Origin of the sequence: Streptomyces albipurpureus (assembly GCF_023701525.1) — a bacterium.
In the GTDB taxonomy this organism is placed as follows: Bacteria; Actinomycetota; Actinomycetes; order Streptomycetales; family Streptomycetaceae; genus Streptomyces; species Streptomyces albipurpureus.
In genome coordinates, this window is the sequence record NZ_JAMQAW010000030.1 from 129,380 (window position 1) to 149,722 (window position 20,343).

Below are 20,343 nucleotides of genomic sequence, written 5' to 3' on the forward strand. Positions count from 1 at the left end.
TCTACTCCCCACCCGCGCTCCCCACTCACCGTGGGCTCTACCGAGTTCGGTCGGCTCCGGCAGTTCCCTCCCGCGGAGCTGCGCCCCGAAGCACTCCTCATCTCGGCAAAGGGATCATCCGGCGGCCATCGCCAGCCGCGCCCCCAGCTGATCCCCGGCTCGCTCCCGCTCCCACATCCGTCGCAACGGCCCCTCCACGGAGATCAGATCCGCGTAGGTGCCGCGCTGAACCGCCCGTCCGTCCTCCAGGACGATGATCTCGTCGATCTCCGTGAGCCCATGGAGCCTATGGGTGATCAACACGGTTGCCGCCCCGCGCGCCGTCCGTCCAGCGGTTGCCGCCAGGAGATCGGCGGTGAGGGCATCCGCGGTCTCCAGGTCGAGGTGTTCGGCCGGCTCGTCGAGCACCAGCACGGGGAAGCCCGCCAGCAGCGCCCTGGCCAGCGCCAGTCGCTGCCGCTGCCCACCGGAGAGCTGTGCTCCATGCTCCCCCACGAGGGTGTCGAGGCCATGGGGCAGCGCATCCACCCACTCCAGCAGCCGAGCTTGCGCGAGTGCCTGGCGCAGTTCCCCATCGGTCGCATCGGTACGGGCGAGCTTGAGGTTCTCCCGTACGGAACTGTCGAAGAGATGGGCGTCCTGCGCGCACAGCCCCACGAACCGGCGAACGTCGTCCCCGTCCAGGGTCTTGGCCGCGACACCACCGAGGCTGTACGTCCCCTCCCGGGCGTCCAGGAACCGAAGCAGCACCTGGGCCAGGGTGGTCTTCCCCGAGCCCGAAGGGCCGACGACGGCGATCCGCTTACCGGCGGTGAGGGTCAGGTCGAGACCGTCGAGCGCGTCCCGATCCCCTTCCGCGTACCGCGCCCGCAGCCCCCTCACCTCAAGAGGGAAGGCCGTCGCTGGACTCGCCGCGGGTGAGGTCGGCTCCACCACGGGTTCGGGCGCGTCCAGGACCTCATAGACCCGTTCGGCGCTGCGCTTGACGCGCTGGCGGTACTGCACCGCCAGGGGCAGCCCGGTCACCGCTTCAAAAGCGGCGAGGGAGGTGAGGACGACGACCGCGAGGGCCACCCCTGAGAGGCTGCCGTCGCCGACCGCCCGCACCCCGGCCATGGCGGCGAGCACCACGGTCAGCCCGCAGGCGAGCGTGGAGAGCCCGCCGCCGACAGCTGTCGCGGCCGCGCCGCGTGAGGCAATCCGCGTGAGCGTGCGATCAGCGTCCTTGACCCCCTCCAGCCTGGCGTCCAACGCACCGGCCACGGTCAGTTCAGCCGTGCCGCGCAGCAGATCGACAACCCGGGTGGCGAGCACCCCGCGGACCGGGGCGAGCTGGCGCTCGGCTCGGCGCGCGATCGTTCCGCTGATGAGGGGTACGCCCACACCCGCGAGGAGAAGGCCAGCGGCGAGGGCCGCGCCGGCTTCGGGTACCAGCCAGGCGGTGAACCCCACCGATCCCACGCAGACGACGAGGGCCGACCCCACGGGCAGCAGCCAGCGGAGCCAGTAGTCCTGGAGCGCATCGACATCGGTGACCAGTCGGGACAGCAGATCGCCGCGCCGGCTCTGCCGTAGCCCGGCCGGTGCGATCCGCTCCAGCCGTCGGTAGACGGCGATCCGCACTTCGGCGAGCATGCGCAGGACGGCGTCATGGGAGACAAGCCGCTCGGCATAGCGGAAGACGGCCCGGCCGATGCCAAAGGCCCGGGTCGCGGTGACGGCCATCATCAGATAGAGAACGGGAGGCTGTTCGGAGGCGCGTGAGATGAGCCATCCGGATACGGCCATCAGTCCCACGGCGGAGCCCAGGGCGAGGCTGCCGAGCAGCAGTGCCAGCCCGAACCGCCCCCGTTGGCGCCCAGCGGCCTGGCGCACTCGGGTGAGTACGGAAACCCCGGGGCCGGCGCTCTGGGCGAGCCGGTAGCCGTCATCGGCCGCGGATGCGCCGAGCGCCTCCCAGTCGGTCACCCCCACGACGTCGCGGCCACCGGGGAGCGGTTCACCAGCGGCATTCGCCGACACCATTGCGGCAGCGGGCACGCTGATCGGTTCGCTGATCGGTTCGGTACCGCGGGAGAGAGTGACCACTCGATCCGCGACGGCGAGCAGCGCCGGCCGGTGCACCACCAGCAGGACGGTTCGACCGGCCGCCAGTCTGCGGACCGCGTCGACGACGCCGGCTTCGGTCTCTCCGTCGAGCGCCGCGGTCGGCTCGTCGAGGAGCAGAAGCGGCCGGTCCGCGAGAAAGGCCCTGGCCAGCGCCAACCGCTGGCGCTGGCCTGCGGACAGCCCTGCTCCATCCTCGCCCAGTGCTGTCTCGACGCCCTGGGGGAGAGCGGCCACAAAGTCCGCCGCGCCCGCTTGCCTCAGCGCATCCCGCACGGCCTGGTCATCGGCTTCCGGACGAGCAAGTCTTACGTTCTCGGCGATCGTCCCGGCGAACAGATAGGGGCGTTGCGGCACCCAGGCGATCTGCTCCCGCCAGCGGTCGAGATCACAATCCTTGATATCGGTGCCATCGATCCGCATCCGGCCCTCGGTGGGCGCCGCAAAGCCGAGTACCACATCGAGCAGGGTGGACTTTCCGATGCCACTCGGTCCGACGATGGCGACGGTCTCACCCGGTTCCACTCTGAGCGAGGCCAAGTCCAGTGACGGCTCGGCCCGCCCTGGATGGCGCACGGTGACCGCGTCCAGCTCCAGTCGCGGTACGGGTTCCCATCGTTGGGCCGGTTCGTCCGCATCACCTCGGCTGACTGCGTCCGCGGCCACCGAAGTGCCGTACCCGATGCCTGGTCCGTTGGCTGGGCCACTGCCGGTCTGCGGATTCGCTTCGGTGCCGGCACCGCTACGCGAGGACCGCACGGGCACCTTGGTCGTACCGGCCGCACCGTTGGATGGGGGGTCTGCCTCCAGGATCTGGAAGATCTCCTCCGCTGCCGACAGCCCTTCGGCGGCGGCGTGATACTGCGTGCCCACCATGCGGATCGGCAGATATGCCTCGGGTGCCAGTACCAGGATGACCAATCCGGTGTAGAGGTCCATATCCCCATGGACCAGGCGCATACCGATGGTGACGGCCACCAGCGCCACGGAGAGGGTGGCGAGCAGTTCCAGGGCGAAGGACGAGATAAAGGCGATCCGCAGGGTCCGCACGGTCGCCTGGCGGTATTCGGAGGTGATCGACCGAATGGACTCGGCCTGCGCCTTGGCCCGACCGAAGACCTTGAGGGTCGGCAGTCCGGCGACCACATCGAGGAAGTGCCCCGACAGGCGCGACAGCAGCAGCCACTGACGATCCATTCGCGTCTGGGTCGCCATCCCGATCAGCACCATAAAGATCGGGATCAGTGGGAGGGTCACCACGATGATGGCCGCGGAAACCCAGTCCTCGGTGACGATCCGCGCCAGCACCGCCAGCGGGACGACTACGGCAAGGCCCAGCTGGGGCAGATAGCGGGAGAAGTAGTCGTCCAGTGCGTCAACACCACGGGTGGCGAGCGCAGCCAGCGATCCGGTGCGCTGCCGACCGAGCCAACCCGGGCCCAGTTCAGCGGCCCGGGCCAGCAATCGGCCCCGTAGCTCCGACTTGACTGCCGCGCTGGCCCGGTGTGCGGCGAGTTCGGTCAGCCAGGAGACGGCCGCCCGTCCGACCGCGACCGCGGCCAGCAGCGCCAGCGGGGTCGCCAGACCGGAGACCGAGAGGCCCTGTTCAAAGGCTCCGACCACCACTTCGGCGATGAGCATCGCCTGGGCGACGACCAGGGCCGCCCCAACGAGCCCCAGCAGTACTACTGCCAGGAGAAAGAACCTGGTGGCACGCGCGTAGCGGAGCAGACGCGGATCGATCGGTTTCACGTGAAACATCCCCCACTAGTGGGCATCGGCGATGTGCTGCGTACCGATCCGCTTGCGGAACACCCAGTACGTCCAGCCCTGGTAGAGGAGGACGAGCGGGGTGGCGATACCCGCACACCAAGTCATGATCTTGAGGGTGTAAGGGGTCGACGAAGCGTTGGTGACGGTCAGGTTCCAGGCGTCATTGAGCGAGGACGGCATCACGTTCGGGAACAACGTCAGGAACAACATCGCCACCGCTGCGATGATCGTCACTCCGGAGAAGGCGAACGACCAGCCCTCGCGGCCCAGCTGGTTCGCTCCGATGGCCGCCACCAGTGCCACCACCGCGATGATCATTGCGATCAGGCTCGTACCGTCTCCCCGGTCCACTTGGGTCCAGGTCAGAAAAACGAGCGCGAGTACCGCGGTGACCAGGCCCAGCTTGAGGGCAAGGGCACGGGCCCGGGTCCGAATGTCTCCGAGCGTCTTCAGGGCGACAAAGACCGCGCCGTGGAAGGTGAAGAGGGTCAGCGTGACCAGTCCACCGAGCAGCGAGTAGGGGTTGAGCAGGTCGAAGAAGTTGCCGACGTACTCCATCTCTCCATCGATCTTGACCCCCCGCACGATGTTGGCGAAGGCCACACCCCAGAGGAAGGCGGGGATCAGGGAGCACCAGAAGATGGCGTGCTCCCAGTTGGTCTGCCACCGGTCTTCGGGCCGCTTGTGTCGATACTCGAAGGACACTCCGCGCACGATCAGACAGACGAGAATGATCAGTAGCGGTAGGTAGAAGCCGGAGAAGAGGGTGGCGTACCACTCGGGGAAGGCAGCGAAGGTGGCGCCACCCGCGGAGAGTAGCCAGACCTCATTGCCGTCCCAGACCGGTCCGATCGTGTTGATCAGCACCCGCTTCTCACGGCGGTCACGAGCAAGCAGTTTGGTCAGGACGCCCACCCCGAAGTCAAAGCCTTCGAGGAAGAAGTAGCCGATCCAGAGGACGGCGATCAGGACGAACCAGACGTCGTGGAGTTCCATGCCTCAGCAGCTCCTCAGGGCCTCAGTACGAGAAGGCCATCGGACGGTCGGCGTCATCGTCGTGGCCTCCGATCTTGGTGGGCGGGTTGAGGTCGGCCTCGGTCAACTCGGGCGGCCCGAGCTTGACGTACTTCACCATCAGCTTGAACTCGATGACGGCGAGGATCGCGTAGAGCAGGGTGAAGCCGATCATGGAGGTGAGGACCTCGCCCTGCGAGACGCCGGGGGAGACCGCGTCCTTGGTGCGGAGGACTCCGTACACCACCCACGGCTGACGCCCCATCTCGGTGAAGATCCAGCCCCAGGAGGTGGCGATCAGCGGGAAGGTCATGGTCCAGAGGGCGATCACCCAGTACCACTTGCTGAACCGGGGGCCCAGGGGCTTCTTGCGGAACAGCACCAGATTCGGCACTTCGTCCTCACCGGTCCGCAGGGCTGTCGGCAGCAGGAACCGCTTGCGGGTGAGCCAGAGGCCGAGGAGTCCGATGGTGACGGAGGCCATACCGAAGCCGATCATCCAGCGGAAGCCCCAGTAGGCGACCGGGATGTTGGGCCGGTAGTCACCGGGGCCGAACTTCTCCTGCTCGGCCTTGTTGATGTCATTGATTCCAGGGACGTAGGAGTCGAAGTCACCGTTGGCGAGGAAGGACAGCAGTCCCGGAATCTCTATGGCGACCTTGTTGTGCCCCTCGTCCACATCTCCATACGCGAAGAGCGAGAAGGGCGCCGGCGCCTCGCCGTCCCACAGGGCTTCGGCCGCGGCCATCTTCATCGGCTGCTGCCGGAACATGACCTTGCCGAGCACATCGCCACTGATGGCGGTGAAGAAACCGGCGATGATCAGGGTGACCAGGCCGAGGCGGAGCGAGGTCCGCATCACGGGGATGTGCTTCTTGCGCGCCAGATGGTAGGCGGCGATACCGACCATAAAGGCGCCGCCGACGAGGAAGGCCGCCGTGATGGTGTGGAAGAACTGGGCGACGGCGGTGTCCTGGCTCAGGACACGCCAGAAGTCGGTCAGCTCCGCTCGCCCGCGCTCCTCATTGATGCGGTAGCCGACGGGGTGCTGCATCCAGGAGTTGGCGGCCAGGATGAAGTACGCGGAGAGGATGGTCCCGATCGAGACCATCCAGATACAGGCCAAGTGGATCTTCTTCGGCAGCTTGTCCCAGCCGAAGATCCATAGACCGATGAAGGTCGACTCGAAGAAGAACGCAATCAGCGCTTCGAAGGCGAGTGGTGCACCGAAGATGTCACCCACGAAGCGGGAGTAGTCCGACCAGTTCATACCGAACTGGAACTCCTGCACGATGCCGGTGACGACGCCCATGGCGATGTTGATCAGGAACAGCTTGCCCCAGAACTTCGTGGCCTTGAGGTACTTCTCGTTCTCCGTCCGCACCCAGGCGGTCTGGAGACCTGCCGTGAGAGCGGCGAGGGAGATCGTCAGGGGAACGAAGAGGAAGTGGTAGACGGTCGTGATGCCGAACTGCCATCGCGCCAATGTCTCCGGCGCCAGAGCCAGGTCCACGTCGTTATCTCCTTACATCGACGAGGTCGTGCGGCAGTTTGCCTGAATAATCCCAGTGATCGCGGGACGAACCAGGACACGCTTGTGAACGCGTTCACATTCACAAGGATTATGACTCATGCGAAAACCGCACCAATGACCGGGGGGTCCCTTCGCGACAATCCGCCCTGAGGAGACATAGGGACCCCGGATAGAGCCTTGATCCACCCGGATCAGGGCGACTCAAGGGGTCGAGACGGGGCATCCACTGGCCAGAGAGCGTCGCGCCGATCAGAACGGAGCACTCGACGGCGCGCTTGTGAACGCCCACGCGTTGGAAGCGGAGAGCCCGCGGATAGGCGCCGGGACGGGATCGGAGGTGGGACCGAGCGGGCAGAGCGTCGGTGAGCAGCGCACTGCCCCGGTCCGGGCGGGCCGGATCGGAGCAGTGGCGGTGGTACATGGACTCAGCGCCGACCCAGGCCGGTCGAGACGGGCGGCACCTCTACGGAAGGGGATCGAAACGGCCGGGTGGGGAAGTTCCACGGCCTGGGATCCAGGAGTCCGCGAGCTCCGGAGTCCTTGAACTCGGCAGATCGCGAGGCCGCACACCCGGGGATACACCCGGGTGATCAAGGAAAGGTCTTCCCTAGAGGGTCTTGCGGAACTCCTCCGCCGCCCGCAGAAGAAGATCATTGGCCTCGGGCTCACCGATGGTGATCCGCACCCCCTCCCCCGGGAACGGACGCACCACCACCCCCACCTGCTCGCACGCGGCTGCAAAGTCGACGGTGCGGTCGCCGAGTCGCAGCCACACGAAGTTCGCCTGGGTCTCCGGGACGGTCCACCCCTGCTTCACCAAGGACTCATGGACCCGGGAGCGCTCGCAGACCAGCGAGCCGACCCGACCGAGCAACTCGTCCTCCGCCCTCAGCGAGGCCACCGCCGCATCCTGCGCGAGCTGGGTCACACCGAAGGGGACCGCCGTCTTCCGCAGCGCCGCCGCCACCGGTTCATGTGCGATGGCGAAGCCGACCCGCAGCCCGGCCAGCCCATAGGCCTTGGAGAAGGTGCGCAGCACGGCCACATTGGGGCGGTCCCGGTAGACCTCGATCCCGTCCGGCACCTCGGGGTCACGGATGAACTCCCGGTACGCCTCATCCAGCACCACCAGCACATCCGATGGCACACGGTCCAAGAACCGCTCCAGCTCAGCACGCCGGACGACCGTGCCGGTCGGATTGTTGGGGTTGCAGACGAAGATCAGCCGGGTCCGCTCACTGATCGCGTCGGCCATCGCGTCCAGGTCGTGCACCTCACCGGCGGTCAGCGGCACCTGCACCGCCTTCGCCCCGCTGATCTGCGTGATGATCGGGTACGCCTCGAAGGACCGCCAGGCGTACATCACCTCATCGCCAGGACCCGAGGTCGACTGCACCAGCGACTGGGCGACCCCCACCGATCCCGTACCGGTCGCCAGATGCGCCAGGGGCACGCTGAAACGGTCCGCCAACTCATTCATCAGACCGGTGCAGGCCATGTCGGGGTAGCGGTTGAAGGACTGGGCCGCGGCCATCGCGGTCTCCATCACCCCGGGCAGCGGCGGATAGGGGTTCTCATTGGACGACAGCTTGTACGCGGCCGGGCCACCGGCAGCCGCGGGCTTGCCCGGCTTGTAGGTGGGGATGCCATCCAGCTCGGCGCGCAGCTTGGGGCTCGTCTCGCTCACCGCAGGTCCTCCTCGACCGTCCATACACCGCAGGAACAGCCCATCCGTCACCGCGGTAACCACAATCCGGAACCGGTACTTCGGGTACCCCGGAACCAATACTGCTCACCCTATGAGGATTCCGGTCCGGAGCGTATGGGTGGAGTACGGAAATGGGGGGAGCGCTCGACTCCCTGGCGCACGCCGGTGGCTCGCTCCGTGGCGCGCATCCCCCGTAGAGGTGAGTTGAGACCTCTTCGAGACTCTTAGAGGCATCGACTATTCAGTAGGCCAACACGGCCAGACACCCGAGACGCCGTAGGCGCAACGTGTAACTTCCTTACATTTCAAGGCAGTTGATGCGTTATGATCATGCATAAACGTGCCTGTCAACGACTGAATATGCGATCAGCCCAACCGCCCACGTGAGCCCTACTATCGGCTCGCCATGACAGCAGCAGGGAAGCACCAGGTGAGCCGGACGGACACAACCCGCCGGGGAAGCCGGCAAGGTCGGGCGGGCATCCGAGACGTCGCCGCCGCAGCCGGTGTCTCCATCACGACTGTCTCGGACGCCCTCAACGGAAAAGGGCGACTACCGGACGCCACCCGCAGACATGTCCGAGAGGTCGCCGATCGACTGGGTTATCGCCCATCGGCGGCGGCCCGCACCCTACGTACCGGCAAGTCGGGACTCATCGGCCTGACGGTGACGACGTACGGGGATGAACCTTTCACCTTCACGGAGTTCGCGTACTTCGCAGAGATGGCGAGAGCCGCCACCTCTGCGGCATTAGCCCGCGGATACGCCTTGGTGATCCTCCCCGCCACTTCTCGCCATGACGTCTGGTCGAACGTGGCCCTCGACGGCACGATCGTCATCGATCCATCCGACCATGATCCGGTCGTTACCGAGCTGGTCCGCCAGGGCCTGCCCGTCGTCTCCGACGGACGACCGGCGGGTACCCTCCCGGTCACCGCCTGGGTGGACAACGACCATGAGGCCGCCGTACTCGACCTACTCGACCATCTGGCGGATGCTGGCGCCCGCCGGATCGGACTACTGACCGGCACCACCACCGATACGTACACGCGTCTGTCCACCACCGCGTATCTGAACTGGTGCGAACGGGTCGGCCAGGACCCCGTCTATGAGTCATACCCGGCGCATGACCCATGCGCCGGAGCCGTCGCAGCCGATCGGCTGCTTGCCCGCCCAGACCGGCCAGATGCCGTATACGGGCTCTTCGACCCCAATGGCACGGATCTACTCGCTGCCGCCCGTCGGTACGGGCTACGTGTCCCCGAGGACCTCCTCCTCGTCTGCTGTAGCGAGTCGACCGTCTACGCCACGACCGAACCGCCCATCACCACTCTCTCGCTCAAGCCACGCAGAATCGGCACCGCGGTTGTCCAACTGCTCATCGATGCCATCGAAGGGATTGATGAGGATCGACCGGTCGAGCAGGTGATACCGACCGAACTGATCATCCGGACGTCCTCGCAGCGCCGTTCTCCGCGGACGACGGTGAGCGCCCCACGCTCTCCATCTTCGGAATAGATCTCCCCAATCAGGACGAAACAGCCGACGTGTCAGGGGTGGGGACGGATTCACCACCCCTGGTGCGTCACAGAGCGCCGCCCTCATTCCTATGATGGGCGCACGACACCGCGGACCACCCTGACCAGGCTGGGCCGAGAGGTGAACGGCGGCGCGACGGTGGTGGAGGGGTCGATGACTCAGGGGGCCGGTCAGGGACCCGTGGTGCGGACGGCGACATTGCGTGATTTCCGCGTTCCACCATATGCGCAGGTACCCGTACAGTCGCAGCTAGCCGAGGAGCAGAAGGAACCTCCAGCGCCGCCGCAGCCACCTCAAGCGGCGACGCCATCTCAGCCCCACGAACCACCAGGGCCTCAGCCGGAACCCACGGCGCAAGAGGTACTGCCGCCACGCTCCACCCACCCCGGAAACGCCGTGCCGGAGGATGAGCTCCCCGAGGGTTACACCCCCACCGAGCGCGACCTCCCGGTGATCAAACGTGCGGATCCGGGTGACACCGTCAAGATGCAGACCATCCCGGGCGAGGGATCCGACGGTCTCGGTCCGCTCTATGTGGTCGGTGATGTCCATGGCTACTTCGACGAACTGGTCGAGGCCCTCGCTGCCCAGGGGCTGATCGACGCCGACGGCGGTTGGGCGGCGGGCAATGCCCGTCTCTGGTTCCTCGGCGACTTCACCGACCGAGGTCCCGACGGCATCGGGGTCATCGACCTGGTGATGCGGCTGTCGGCCGAGGCCGCCGCCGCGGGTGGCTACTGCAAGGCCCTGATGGGCAACCACGAACTGCTGCTGCTCGGCGCCAAGCGATTCGGCGACACGCCGGTCAACTCAGGTGCGGGCACCGCCACCTTCCAGGCCGCCTGGCTGCTCAACGGCGGCCAGAAGTCCGATATGGACCGGCTCCAAGACGTCCATGTGCAGTGGATGGCGCGACTGGACGCAGTGGTCGAAGAGGACCGGCACCTCTTGATGCACTCCGACACCACGGCCTACCTCGACTTCGGTTCCACCATCGAAGACGTCAACGAGACCGTCCACGAGATCCTCACCCGCAATGACGCCGACGAATGCTGGGACCTCTTCCGCAAGCTCACCAAGCGCTTCGCCTTCCGGGACGAGGGCGGCCCCCAAGCCGTCCGCGACCTGCTGGCCACCTACGGCGGACAGCGCATTGTGCATGGCCACAGCCCCATTCCCTATCTGCTGGGCGAGGTCGGCAACGAGGACGGCGAGGAGGTCGAGCGCACGGTCATCGATGGGCCGCATGTGTACGCGGACGGACTCGCCATCGCCATGGACGGCGGAGTGACCATGGCCGGAAAGCTACTAGTCGTCCAACTTCCGGTGCCCAATTAGGCAAAGCCCCGCCCTCGATTTATCGAAACCCCCTGTCACCGCGTGCCGGAACCGCTCTACCATCGGCATATCCGTAGCAGGCTCTCCTCCGTTTCCGCCCAACCGTCCCGCCAAAAGCGGGCGATTCGGGCCCTACGGAGCATCGGGGGATGCAGATGAAAAGCGCTCCGCACCTGCTGAACGAGGATCGCGCCGAATTTGAGCGGGTCCTCGAAGACGCACTGCGCAATGCGCAAGACCGACCAGACCTCGCCGCCATAGGGCAGCGACTCAACGCAGCACAACTGCGCACGATGGCCTTGACCTCGACGGCGCTGATCGCCGCCGAGGCTGCCGCCGAGTACGAGCACTATGTGAAGATCCGCGAGGAAACGCGCTCAGCCGCGGCTCCCACGGTCGCCCAGGACTCCGTCATGGGCACCGGCGAATCGGCCGAACGGGGCGCGGGGCTCGCCGCCGTGATAGCCGTACTCGCCCCGGTTCTCGCCGGGACGGCCGCGGTGATCTTTCTGCTGATCGGCTACAGCCTCAGAATGCTCGACCCCGTTCCCGCCATCGCGAAATCCCTGGTGTCCGTCGGCTGGTTCTTCGGTGCCCTGGCGGCCGTGGCCATGACGGTCGCCGGCATCGGTCTGCTTCTCACCGCTCTCCGCAATGAGGCGACACAGGTGCAGGCGGTGGAGGTGGTCGCCGAGTTGCCCGACGAGGTGGCTCGCGCCAAGGACGCCTGGCTCCACGCGCTGCTGGAGCGCGGCATCCTGCCCTTTCTCCAAGCGTCGCTCAACGACCCCAGTGCCGACCCCACGTCCGCAAGCCCGCCACGACCGGTGGGCCGAATCCCCAAGGTGGGGTACAGCGGACCGAACTACTCCAGTCCCAACGAGGGTGCGACCAAGGGACAGCGGCCCACCTTCACCAGCCCGGACTTCTCCAGCCCCGACTTCGGCGGGCCGGAGCATCAACCGGATTGACCCGCGCTACCCGTCAACACACGGTGGCGAGGCAACAGAGCGGCTAAAGGGCCGATGCCTGGAGCCGACAGCAGTGGCTGCGGGGCCGGTCCATGGATCGGCCCCGCAGCATCAGCTACCAGGAGTAGCGTCAGTCAGCCAACGGCAGATACACCCGATTCCCGCTGGCCGCGAACTCCTTGGACTTCTGAAGCATCCCCTCGGCGACCTCCGTATCGGTGCCCTGGGCGTTCCCACCGCCGAACTGCTCATTGATGCTTCTGCTGATCTTCATCGAGCAGAATTTGGGGCCGCACATCGAGCAGAAGTGCGCGGTCTTCGCCGGCTCGGCCGGCAGTGTCTCATCGTGGAACTCCCTTGCCGTATCAGGGTCGAGGGCGAGATTGAACTGGTCTTCCCAGCGGAATTCAAAACGCGCGTCGGAAAGCGCGTCGTCCCACTCCTGGGCGCCCGGGTGCCCCTTGGCGAGATCGGCGGCATGGGCGGCGATCTTGTAGGTGATCACGCCGGTCTTGACGTCGTCCCGATTCGGCAGGCCGAGATGCTCTTTGGGCGTGACATAACACAGCATCGCCGTGCCCCACCAGGCAATCATTGCCGCTCCGATACCGGAGGTGATGTGGTCATACGCGGGAGCCACATCCGTGGTCAGCGGGCCAAGCGTGTAGAACGGGGCCTCTTCGCAGATTTCCTGCTGGAGGTCGATATTCTCTTTGATCTTGTGCATGGGGACATGACCGGGACCTTCGATCATCGTCTGCACCTGAAAACGCTTTGCGATCCGGTTGAGTTCCCCCAGCGTGCGCAACTCGGCGAACTGGGCCTCGTCGTTGGCGTCCGCGATGGAACCGGGCCGTAGCCCATCGCCGAGCGAGTAGGTGACGTCGTAGGACGCGAGGATCTCGCACAGTTCCTCGAAGTTCTCGTACAGGAAGGACTCTTTGTGGTGGGCCAGACACCAGGCCGCCATGATCGAGCCACCCCGGGAGACGATTCCCGTCTTACGGCGGGCGGTGAGGGGCACGTACCGCAGCAGCACCCCGGCATGGACGGTCATATAGTCCACGCCCTGCTCAGCCTGCTCGATGATGGTGTCCTTGTAGATGTCCCAGTTCAGCTCCTCGGCCCGGCCGTCCACCTTCTCCAAGGCCTGGTAGAGCGGGACCGTCCCGATCGGTACGGGAGAGTTGCGAAGCACCCACTCCCGGGTCGTATGGATATTGCGTCCGGTGGACAGGTCCATGACCGTGTCAGCGCCCCAGCGCGTCGCCCAGGTCATCTTGTCGACCTCTTCCTCGATGGAGGAGGTGACCGCCGAGTTGCCGATGTTGGCGTTGACCTTCACCAGGAACCGCTTGCCGATGATCATCGGTTCGATCTCCGGGTGGTTGACGTTGGCCGGCAGCACGGCACGGCCCGCGGCGATCTCCTCCCGGACGACTTCGGGAGAGACGTTCTCGCGGATCGCCACGTACTCCATCTCCGGAGTGATCTCACCCCTGCGGGCATACGCGAGTTGTGTCACGGCCCGACCGCCGCTGCCCCGGCGGGGCTGGCGCGGACGGCCGGGAAAGACCGCGTCGAGGTTCTTGAGACCGCCGCGCGGCGAGGTGTGCTTGAGGCCGTCGTCCTCGGGGCGCAGCGGGCGGCCCTCGTACTCCTCGGTGTCCCCGCGGCTGATGATCCAGTTCTCCCGCAGCGGCGGAAGACCACGGCGTACATCGGTATCGATGACGGGGTCGGTGTACGGGCCGGATGTGTCATACAGCGTCACATCCTTCCCATTGGTGAGGTGCACCTGCCGAACCGGCACCCGGAGATCGGGGCGTGAACCCTCGATGTACCCCTTGTGCCACCCCGGCTTGCGCCCGCTGACCTCGCTGACCTCAACGGGATCACCGGCCTCAGCGGGTGCGGTGATCCCGATCGGCTCGACCGACTCGACCAGATCGACGGCAGGCGTGCGTGCATCCTGAACGGCCATAAGACCTACTCCCTACGCCGGCATTACCCGGTAACAGGTTCGGCGGTCGACGCAGCGGCTTCCGTCATGTCCCACTGGCTCAGGCCAGCCGGTCATACGGAGGTCAGCGCCCTCTCAGCCCGGTGCTCCGAGCTCCCGCGTGTGCAAAGGTGCCACCACGCTAGCGCCCTTTCTGGCGCGCTGAACAGAGGCCCCCTGCCGTTCTTGCGATGATCGGTCGGTGACCTCTTCGCCACCCGACCCCCAGCAAGGACCCGATCCCCAGTGGGGACCTCTCCCGGGGGAGTCTCACGGTCCACCACCAAAATCCCTGGGGCGCTCACAGGAGACACCCGGCTCCGGCGAGAACCCCGGCCCTCCGCGGCAGCGACCGATGCCTTCGTGGCGCGAACCGCAGGAGTGGGGAACCGGGCCTGTTCCCAGCCCGGCAGACGACCCTGGACACCCGCTTCCACCCGGCCATGACCACGGCCACCCGCCCACTGGCTCACCTGGTCCTCCGGGCCACTCACATGGTCATTCGCATAGCCATGGACCCGCCGCACCCGTCTCCCGCCACCTTCGCAAGGTGATCGCGGCCGTGTTGATCCCCTTCGCCACCGCCGTCGTGGTGGGGCTGCTGATTCTCTGGCCGGGATCTGTTCCCGATTCCGAACGTTCCGGTGTGGGCCTGGCCCGACAGACCGAGCAGGGCAAGGTGACCAGCGTCGCCCAGGTCGACTGCAAGGACGTCAACGTCGCCCAGGCACCGCCGGGCGGGCTCACCACCCCTGGGGGGCGCGAAGCGGGCAGCTCACCCCAGGGGGAGTGCAAGAAGGCAAAGGTCGAGGTCTCCACGGGCAAGGACAAGGGGCGCGTCTTCACCGAGGTCGTCCCGCCCAATGCCTCACGGCAGTTGGAGAAGGGCCAGGGCGTCGTGGTGGCGTACGCGCCCGACGCACCGCGCGACCTCCAGTACGCGGTCATCGATGTGGAACGGTCCTTCCCCATGGCGGTCCTGGCGGGGATCTTCGCCCTTGCCGTGGTGCTGGTGGGGCGGATGCGCGGGGTGATGGCCCTGATTGCGCTGATTATCTCGTTCGCCGTGCTGACGCTGTTCGTTCTGCCCGCGATCCTGGAAGGCTCCAATCCGCTGGTCGTCGCGGTGGTCGGGGCGAGCGCCATCATGTTGATCGCGCTCTATATGTGTCATGGGCTGACCGCGCGTACCTCGGTAGCCGTCCTCGGCACGCTGATCTCGCTGCTCCTCATCGGCCTGCTCGGCTCGCTCTTCATCGGCTGGGCACATCTCAGCGGCAACACCGATGACAACACCGGTCTCATTCACGGGCTCTACCCGGATATCGACATGAGTGGGCTGCTCCTGGCCGGAGTCCTCATCGGCTCGCTCGGGGTGCTCGACGATGTGACGGTGACCCAGACTTCGGCGGTCTGGGAGCTCCACCAGGCCGATCCGCGCATGGGGCCCCGTGCGCTGTATCGCGCCGGTATCCGGATCGGCCGCGACCACATCGCCTCCGTGGTCAATACGCTGGTCCTCGCTTACGCCGGCGCCGCACTACCGCTGCTGCTCCTCTTCTCGATCGCGCAGAGCAGTGTGGGAACGGTCGCCAACAGCGAGCTCGTGGCGGAGGAGATCGTACGAACACTGATCGGGTCGATCGGCCTTGTCGCATCCGTGCCGGTGACCACGGCGCTCGCGGCGCTCGTGGTCTCCGCCGATCGCCCGGCGTCCGGTGATCGCCACGCCACTGGCGGGCTGAGCGGTGCGCCCGCCCCCGGTGGGGTGGGCGCACCCCGCAACGCGGCGGCCCAGACGGCCGAGCCCACCGGATCGCGAAGCGGAGGGGGGTTGCTCGGCGAGGGCGGGCCCTTGGGACGCGGGGGCAAGGGGCGCCGCCGTAAGAAGTAGTGGTGTAGCGCCCCACCCATCGGTGGCCCGCCCAGCTCCCTCGACGCCCGCCCCGCCCCTCAGCCCGCGTTCTCCTCGGCCAGGATGTCCTTGAGCGCCTTGTCGAGATTGCCCTCGAAGTCAGCGAAGGTGCGCTCCTGCCCCAGTGGGACCAGCCTGTCGGTGCGATCGAGGAAGGCCACCACCGGTGCCGTCCGCACATGGAACAGGGCTCTGTCACCGGTCACTTGAAGCCGGATGGCGATATCCGCGAGCTCCTCCGGGCCGGTCGGAGCGATATGGACATCGCCGTCACCGCTCGGCCCCAGGACGCCGTCCAGTAGGAGATCTCGGCTGAAGGCCCAGGTCACAGGCGTATCTCCAGGGAGATGGAAGGTCATCCGCACGGCGTACGGATCATCCGTCTCATACCGGAGCTCCACCGGAATCCGGAACGACAGCTCCTCGGAGACAACGAAACTCATCAAGACCTCTGCCTGGACCGACTCGCGCATCGTCTACTCCGCAGTGAATGAAGCCCGCTGAAAGCCTGCCAAAAACGGCCAGGAATGATCCCCCTGACCCTCTTGCCGTAATCGTGCTGCACACGCTAGAGGACTACAAGGAGTGATTTTTCAGATACTGATAGAGAACGCCAGCGTGTTGAGCAGCTCTCCCACTCCTTTGCGTAGTTGTTCGATCGCTGGGAGCAACCTCTCCTCCTGATGGAGGGGTAGAGAAATCGCCATTGCTGCCGCGCTTGATCCGACGGTGATCGGGATGGCGGCGCAGACCGTACCGAGCGCGTACTCCTGCCGCTCGATGACCGGTTGCATACGCCCGGTCGCGGCAAGCCGCTCCCGCAGCGCGCGGCGGTCGGGTACGGAGTACCGCGTCACCGGCTGAACCGGGTGCCGATCCAGATGATCGCCGAGCGCTGCCGCATCAAGCTGACTCAGCAGGCACTGGCCCACCGCGTGCGCATGCCCGGTCTCACGGAAGTTGGCCCACTCGGCGACAGCCGGCGCATAGGGGCTGTCGGCGACGGCGACCAGATCGATCTCGCCCTCGCGGTAGTGGGCGAAGTAGACGGGCACTCCCAGCGCGTCCCGCCAGTGCTGGAGCGACTCCTCAAGTTTGCTGCGACGATTCTGCACAGTCCCCGCAACGGCGAGCAGCCCGACCGCGGCACCGAGGACGAACACGCCCTTCTCCCGGCGGAGATAGCCCTCATGGGTCAGTGTGCGCAGCAGATGGTAGGCGGTGGGGAGGGGGATTCCCGCCTCCCTCGCCAACTGCTTGGCCGGCGCACCGTCCCGATGGGAGGCCGCCGCCTCCAGCAGCCTGAGCGCCCGCTGCACAGAAGTGATCAGTGTGGGGGGAGCATGCGAAGCTGTGGCCATAGGTCAACCCCCAGGCATGGTTACGGGCGCTGCGCCCGCCCGCGGGGGCCGCCCCCGCGCGCCCGCCGCACGGACGCCCCGAGAGCCTCCCAACAGAGAGGCGTTCCCGGGGTCCTGGGGCGGCTTGCCACTGTAATGGCCGTACGGCTGGAGAGACCTGGGTTCGACGGGTGTTCCCCCAGCCGGGTTAACACTCTGCCGGCAGCGGCTACCAGTCCCCTCGCGAGTTCGACGAAGCGGTGAACTTCCGTACGACGAAGATGAGTCCGGCGACCAGCGCGACAAAGATCAGTGCCTTGAAGAGCAGACCGATGACAAACCCGACGACATTCGCGATCAGCCCGCCGAACACGGCCAAGACGATGACGGGAACCGCGACCCACTTCACCCACCAGGGCAGCCGAGTGAACATTTCCCGCATGGCCATGGCCTTACCTCTTTCTCCTCTGTACTTCACCGGCGCACCGGATGCTCCTGAGCTTCTCAGGTTCCGGTTGAGCCCTCTGACTGCTGTCTTCGATGCTAGGAGGACGGATGGGGTGAACGGGGGCCCAGTAGCCCTTGTTCTCCCCTGACCGGCCCCCTAGGGACCCCGTAGGCCCGGCGTCCGCTCACGGCAGGAGATCGGGGTGGGCGGTCTCAGCTCTCGGGGGGAGAGAAGACCACCAGCACCCGAAGGTCCTCGGTGATGTGGTGGAACTTATGGGGTACTCCCGCTGGGACATAGACCACACTGCCGCGTCCCACCTGCGTCGTCTCCATGCCCACGGTGATGGCGGCGCGACCGCTGACGACGAAGTAGACCTCGTCCTCGGTGTGTGGCAACTGCGGATCGAGATCTCCCTTGTCGAGGGCGTAGAGGCCGGCCGACATATTCCGCTCGCGCAGGAACTGGAGGTACGCGCCGTCATTGGCGGCCCGCTCGGCCTCCAGCTCATCCAGTCGGAATGCCTTCATCGTCTATCCGCCCCTGCCATCGGTCCGATCGTGTCTGTCACGATCAGAGACATGATGAACTTTCTCGTCAAGACGATCGCCAACGCGGTGGCCCTGGCCGTCGCCATCTGGTTGATCTCGGACATCACACTGACCGGCGACAGCACCGGCAGGAAAGCACTGGCCCTGATCGTTGTGGCCCTGATCTTCGGGCTGGTCAACGTTGTCGTCAAGCCGATCGTGCAGCTGCTGACAGTGCCGTTGTTCATCCTCACGCTGGGGCTGATCACGCTGGTCGTCAATGCTCTGATGCTGCTCCTGACCTCTTGGCTGGCCGACAAACTGGATCTGAACTTCCACGTCGAGGGTTTCTGGACCGCCGTTCTCGGTGGCCTGATCATCTCGGTCGTCTCCTGGGCCCTCAATGTTGCCCTGCCCGACAAGGAGTGACCCACAGGGAGTGACCGCCAATGACCAGGGCGCCCGGGAATCCGCCCGCGATGGTGACCGAACGGCGGGGGCTGACCCGACAAGGGCCGAGCACCCCAGGTAGAGCAAGGACTGAAGGCACTCGATGAACAGCACAGAAGGCCCTGGAGACGGAACACGGGCGGTACGGGCAGGGCTTCCCGAGCCGGTGAAGTACGAGCCGACCCTGCCGGGGCCGGTCTTCGCCGCCCATTTCCATCTACCCGGTGAGCCAACCGGTCCCTACACCTACGGTCGCGACTCCAACCCCACCTGGACCCATCTGGAGCGGGCGATAGGCGAGCTGGAATCGCCGGGGCGACCCGTGGAGACCGTGACCTTCGCGTCCGGGATGGCGGCGATCTCGGCCGTGCTCTTCTCCCAGCTCAGGACCGGGGACGCGGTGGTGCTTCCCAACGATGGCTATCAGGCGCTGCCCCTGGTGCGCGAACAGCTGGAGGCGTACGGGATCGAGGTCAGGACCGCACCGACGCGCGATGACGCCCAGTTGTCCGTGCTGGAGGGCGCACGGCTCCTGTGGATCGAGACACCGTCGAATCCGGGCCTCGACGTGTGCGACATCCAGCGCCTCGTGGAAGCGGCACATCAAACGGGTGCCCTGGTAGCCGTCGACAACACCCTGGCGACACCGCTGGGCCAGCGCCCGCTGGAGTTGGGAGCCGACTTCGCGGTGGCCAGTGACACCAAGGGGCTCACCGGACACGGAGATCTCCTACTCGGCCATGTGAGCTGCCGGGACTCCGTCCTGGCAGAGGGCGTACGACGGTGGCGCAAGGTGGTTGGCGCCATTCCAGGGCCCATGGAAGCCTGGCTCGCTCACCGTTCGCTGGCCACCCTCCAACTGCGGATCGAGCGCAGCTGCGCCAATGCGCTGGCGCTCGCGCAGGCCTTGGATGATCGCGGTGAGGTGTCGGGACTGCGGTACCCGGGCCTTCCCACTGATCCTTCGTATCCGCTGGCCACCCGACAGATGAAGCGCTTTGGGGGAATCGTCTCCTTCGTTCTTCCCGACCGTGCGCACGCGGAGCGATTCCTGGACGCGTTGAGGCTGGTGGACGACGCCACGAGCTTCGGCGGGGTGCGCTCGACGGCAGAACGCCGTGGACGCTGGGGCGGGGACGCCGTGCCTGAGGGCTTCATCCGACTCTCAGCGGGCGCGGAGGACACCGAAGACCTCGTGGCCGATGCGCTGCGGGCACTGGATGAGGCACTCCCGGGGTCGACCACCGCGAGCTAACCGCAGCGGTGCTCAGCGCTACGCCCCACCGCCGCCTTTCCCATCCAGGCGCGGTGACACGCCCGGGCGGGAAGGGATCGACCGGACAGGCCGGATGGACCGGATGGACCGGATGGACCGGATGGAGATCGACAGGACCCAGATCACGCGATTCCAGATCACCGGCAGGAGGGCGGAATGGAAGAGCGGAACGGGAGAACGCTTACGGCCCGGCGCGACTGCGACCTGAGGGCGGTACGGAGACCGGTGCGAGAAGCCATGCGCAGGGGTGCCGAGGATCGGGCAACCACGCGTGCCAGGCGACCGGGGGCAGGGGCCAGACCGCCCCTGGGATGGTGGCGGGCGGTCCGAACCTCCCCCCCTCGTGGCTCGGACCGCCCCGGTTCGTCCCCCCGAAGAACCGCGCGACCCAGGCTAGT

At 66.5% G+C, this 20,343-nt stretch carries 15 protein-coding genes; 6 read left to right on the top strand and 9 right to left on the bottom strand.

The genetic code is table 11. The annotated features are described in order from the left end of the window. Positions 1-114: 114 nt before the first annotated feature. From cydD to hisC, 4 genes are all read right to left on the bottom strand, one after another. A complete protein-coding gene (gene cydD, locus NBG84_RS24655) occupies positions 115-3,858 on the bottom strand; it encodes a thiol reductant ABC exporter subunit CydD (protein ID WP_250921768.1) in 3,744 nt (1,247 codons plus the stop codon). Between the two features lie 15 nt (positions 3,859-3,873). Then, positions 3,874-4,875 carry a cytochrome d ubiquinol oxidase subunit II gene (gene cydB / locus NBG84_RS24660; protein WP_250921769.1) on the bottom strand — a complete coding sequence of 334 codons (1,002 nt, stop codon included), beginning with the start codon at positions 4,873-4,875 and terminating at the stop codon, positions 3,874-3,876. 22 nt (positions 4,876-4,897) lie between these two features. Further along, positions 4,898-6,406 (bottom strand): cytochrome ubiquinol oxidase subunit I, encoded by a 1,509-nt coding sequence (locus NBG84_RS24665; RefSeq protein WP_250921770.1) that lies wholly within the window; start codon positions 6,404-6,406, stop codon positions 4,898-4,900. Positions 6,407-7,034: 628 nt separating this feature from the next. Next, complete coding sequence (hisC, locus tag NBG84_RS24670) at positions 7,035-8,114, bottom strand: histidinol-phosphate transaminase (protein ID WP_250921771.1); 1,080 nt, start codon at positions 8,112-8,114, stop codon at positions 7,035-7,037. 427 nt (positions 8,115-8,541) lie between these two features. Here hisC and NBG84_RS24675 point away from each other — a divergent pair, with 427 nt between their 5' ends. The 3 genes from NBG84_RS24675 (at position 8,542) to NBG84_RS24685 (ending at position 11,984) form a co-directional block, all read left to right on the top strand. Continuing rightward, the gene (locus tag NBG84_RS24675) at positions 8,542-9,654 is read left to right on the top strand and encodes a LacI family DNA-binding transcriptional regulator (protein WP_250921772.1); all 1,113 of its coding nucleotides are present in this window, start codon (positions 8,542-8,544) and stop codon (positions 9,652-9,654) included. A gap of 174 nt (positions 9,655-9,828) precedes the next feature. After that, positions 9,829-11,013: a metallophosphoesterase gene (locus NBG84_RS24680; protein ID WP_285367562.1), complete on the top strand. Its 1,185-nt coding sequence runs from the start codon at positions 9,829-9,831 to the stop codon at positions 11,011-11,013. A 149-nt stretch (positions 11,014-11,162) separates the two neighbouring features. After that, the gene (locus NBG84_RS24685) at positions 11,163-11,984 is read left to right on the top strand and encodes a hypothetical protein (RefSeq protein WP_250921773.1); all 822 of its coding nucleotides are present in this window, start codon (positions 11,163-11,165) and stop codon (positions 11,982-11,984) included. A gap of 130 nt (positions 11,985-12,114) precedes the next feature. On the opposite strand, the gene thiC is transcribed toward NBG84_RS24685, so the two are convergent. Beyond that, complete coding sequence (thiC, locus tag NBG84_RS24690) at positions 12,115-13,968, bottom strand: phosphomethylpyrimidine synthase ThiC (RefSeq protein WP_250921774.1); 1,854 nt, start codon at positions 13,966-13,968, stop codon at positions 12,115-12,117. A gap of 220 nt (positions 13,969-14,188) precedes the next feature. On the opposite strand from thiC, the gene NBG84_RS24695 reads away from it, so the two are divergent. Continuing rightward, positions 14,189-15,880, top strand: coding sequence for a YibE/F family protein (locus NBG84_RS24695; RefSeq protein WP_425608690.1), 1,692 nt, complete (start codon positions 14,189-14,191; stop codon positions 15,878-15,880). Positions 15,881-15,939: 59 nt separating this feature from the next. Here NBG84_RS24695 and NBG84_RS24700 read toward each other — a convergent pair whose 3' ends face one another. From NBG84_RS24700 to NBG84_RS24715, 4 genes are all read right to left on the bottom strand, one after another. Then, positions 15,940-16,374, bottom strand: coding sequence for an SsgA family sporulation/cell division regulator (locus tag NBG84_RS24700; protein ID WP_250921776.1), 435 nt, complete (start codon positions 16,372-16,374; stop codon positions 15,940-15,942). Between the two features lie 120 nt (positions 16,375-16,494). After that, positions 16,495-17,262 carry an IclR family transcriptional regulator gene (locus NBG84_RS24705; RefSeq protein WP_250921777.1) on the bottom strand — a complete coding sequence of 256 codons (768 nt, stop codon included), beginning with the start codon at positions 17,260-17,262 and terminating at the stop codon, positions 16,495-16,497. Positions 17,263-17,470: 208 nt separating this feature from the next. After that, the gene (locus NBG84_RS24710) at positions 17,471-17,683 is read right to left on the bottom strand and encodes a DUF5326 family protein (protein WP_250921834.1); all 213 of its coding nucleotides are present in this window, start codon (positions 17,681-17,683) and stop codon (positions 17,471-17,473) included. Between the two features lie 218 nt (positions 17,684-17,901). Further along, positions 17,902-18,219: a cupin domain-containing protein gene (locus NBG84_RS24715; protein ID WP_250921778.1), complete on the bottom strand. Its 318-nt coding sequence runs from the start codon at positions 18,217-18,219 to the stop codon at positions 17,902-17,904. Positions 18,220-18,270: 51 nt separating this feature from the next. Here NBG84_RS24715 and NBG84_RS24720 point away from each other — a divergent pair, with 51 nt between their 5' ends. Next, a complete protein-coding gene (locus NBG84_RS24720) occupies positions 18,271-18,648 on the top strand; it encodes a phage holin family protein (RefSeq protein WP_250921779.1) in 378 nt (125 codons plus the stop codon). A gap of 124 nt (positions 18,649-18,772) precedes the next feature. Continuing rightward, positions 18,773-19,924, top strand: a complete 1,152-nt coding sequence (locus NBG84_RS24725; protein ID WP_250921780.1) for a cystathionine gamma-lyase — start codon at positions 18,773-18,775, stop codon at positions 19,922-19,924. Positions 19,925-20,343: the final 419 nt, after the last annotated feature.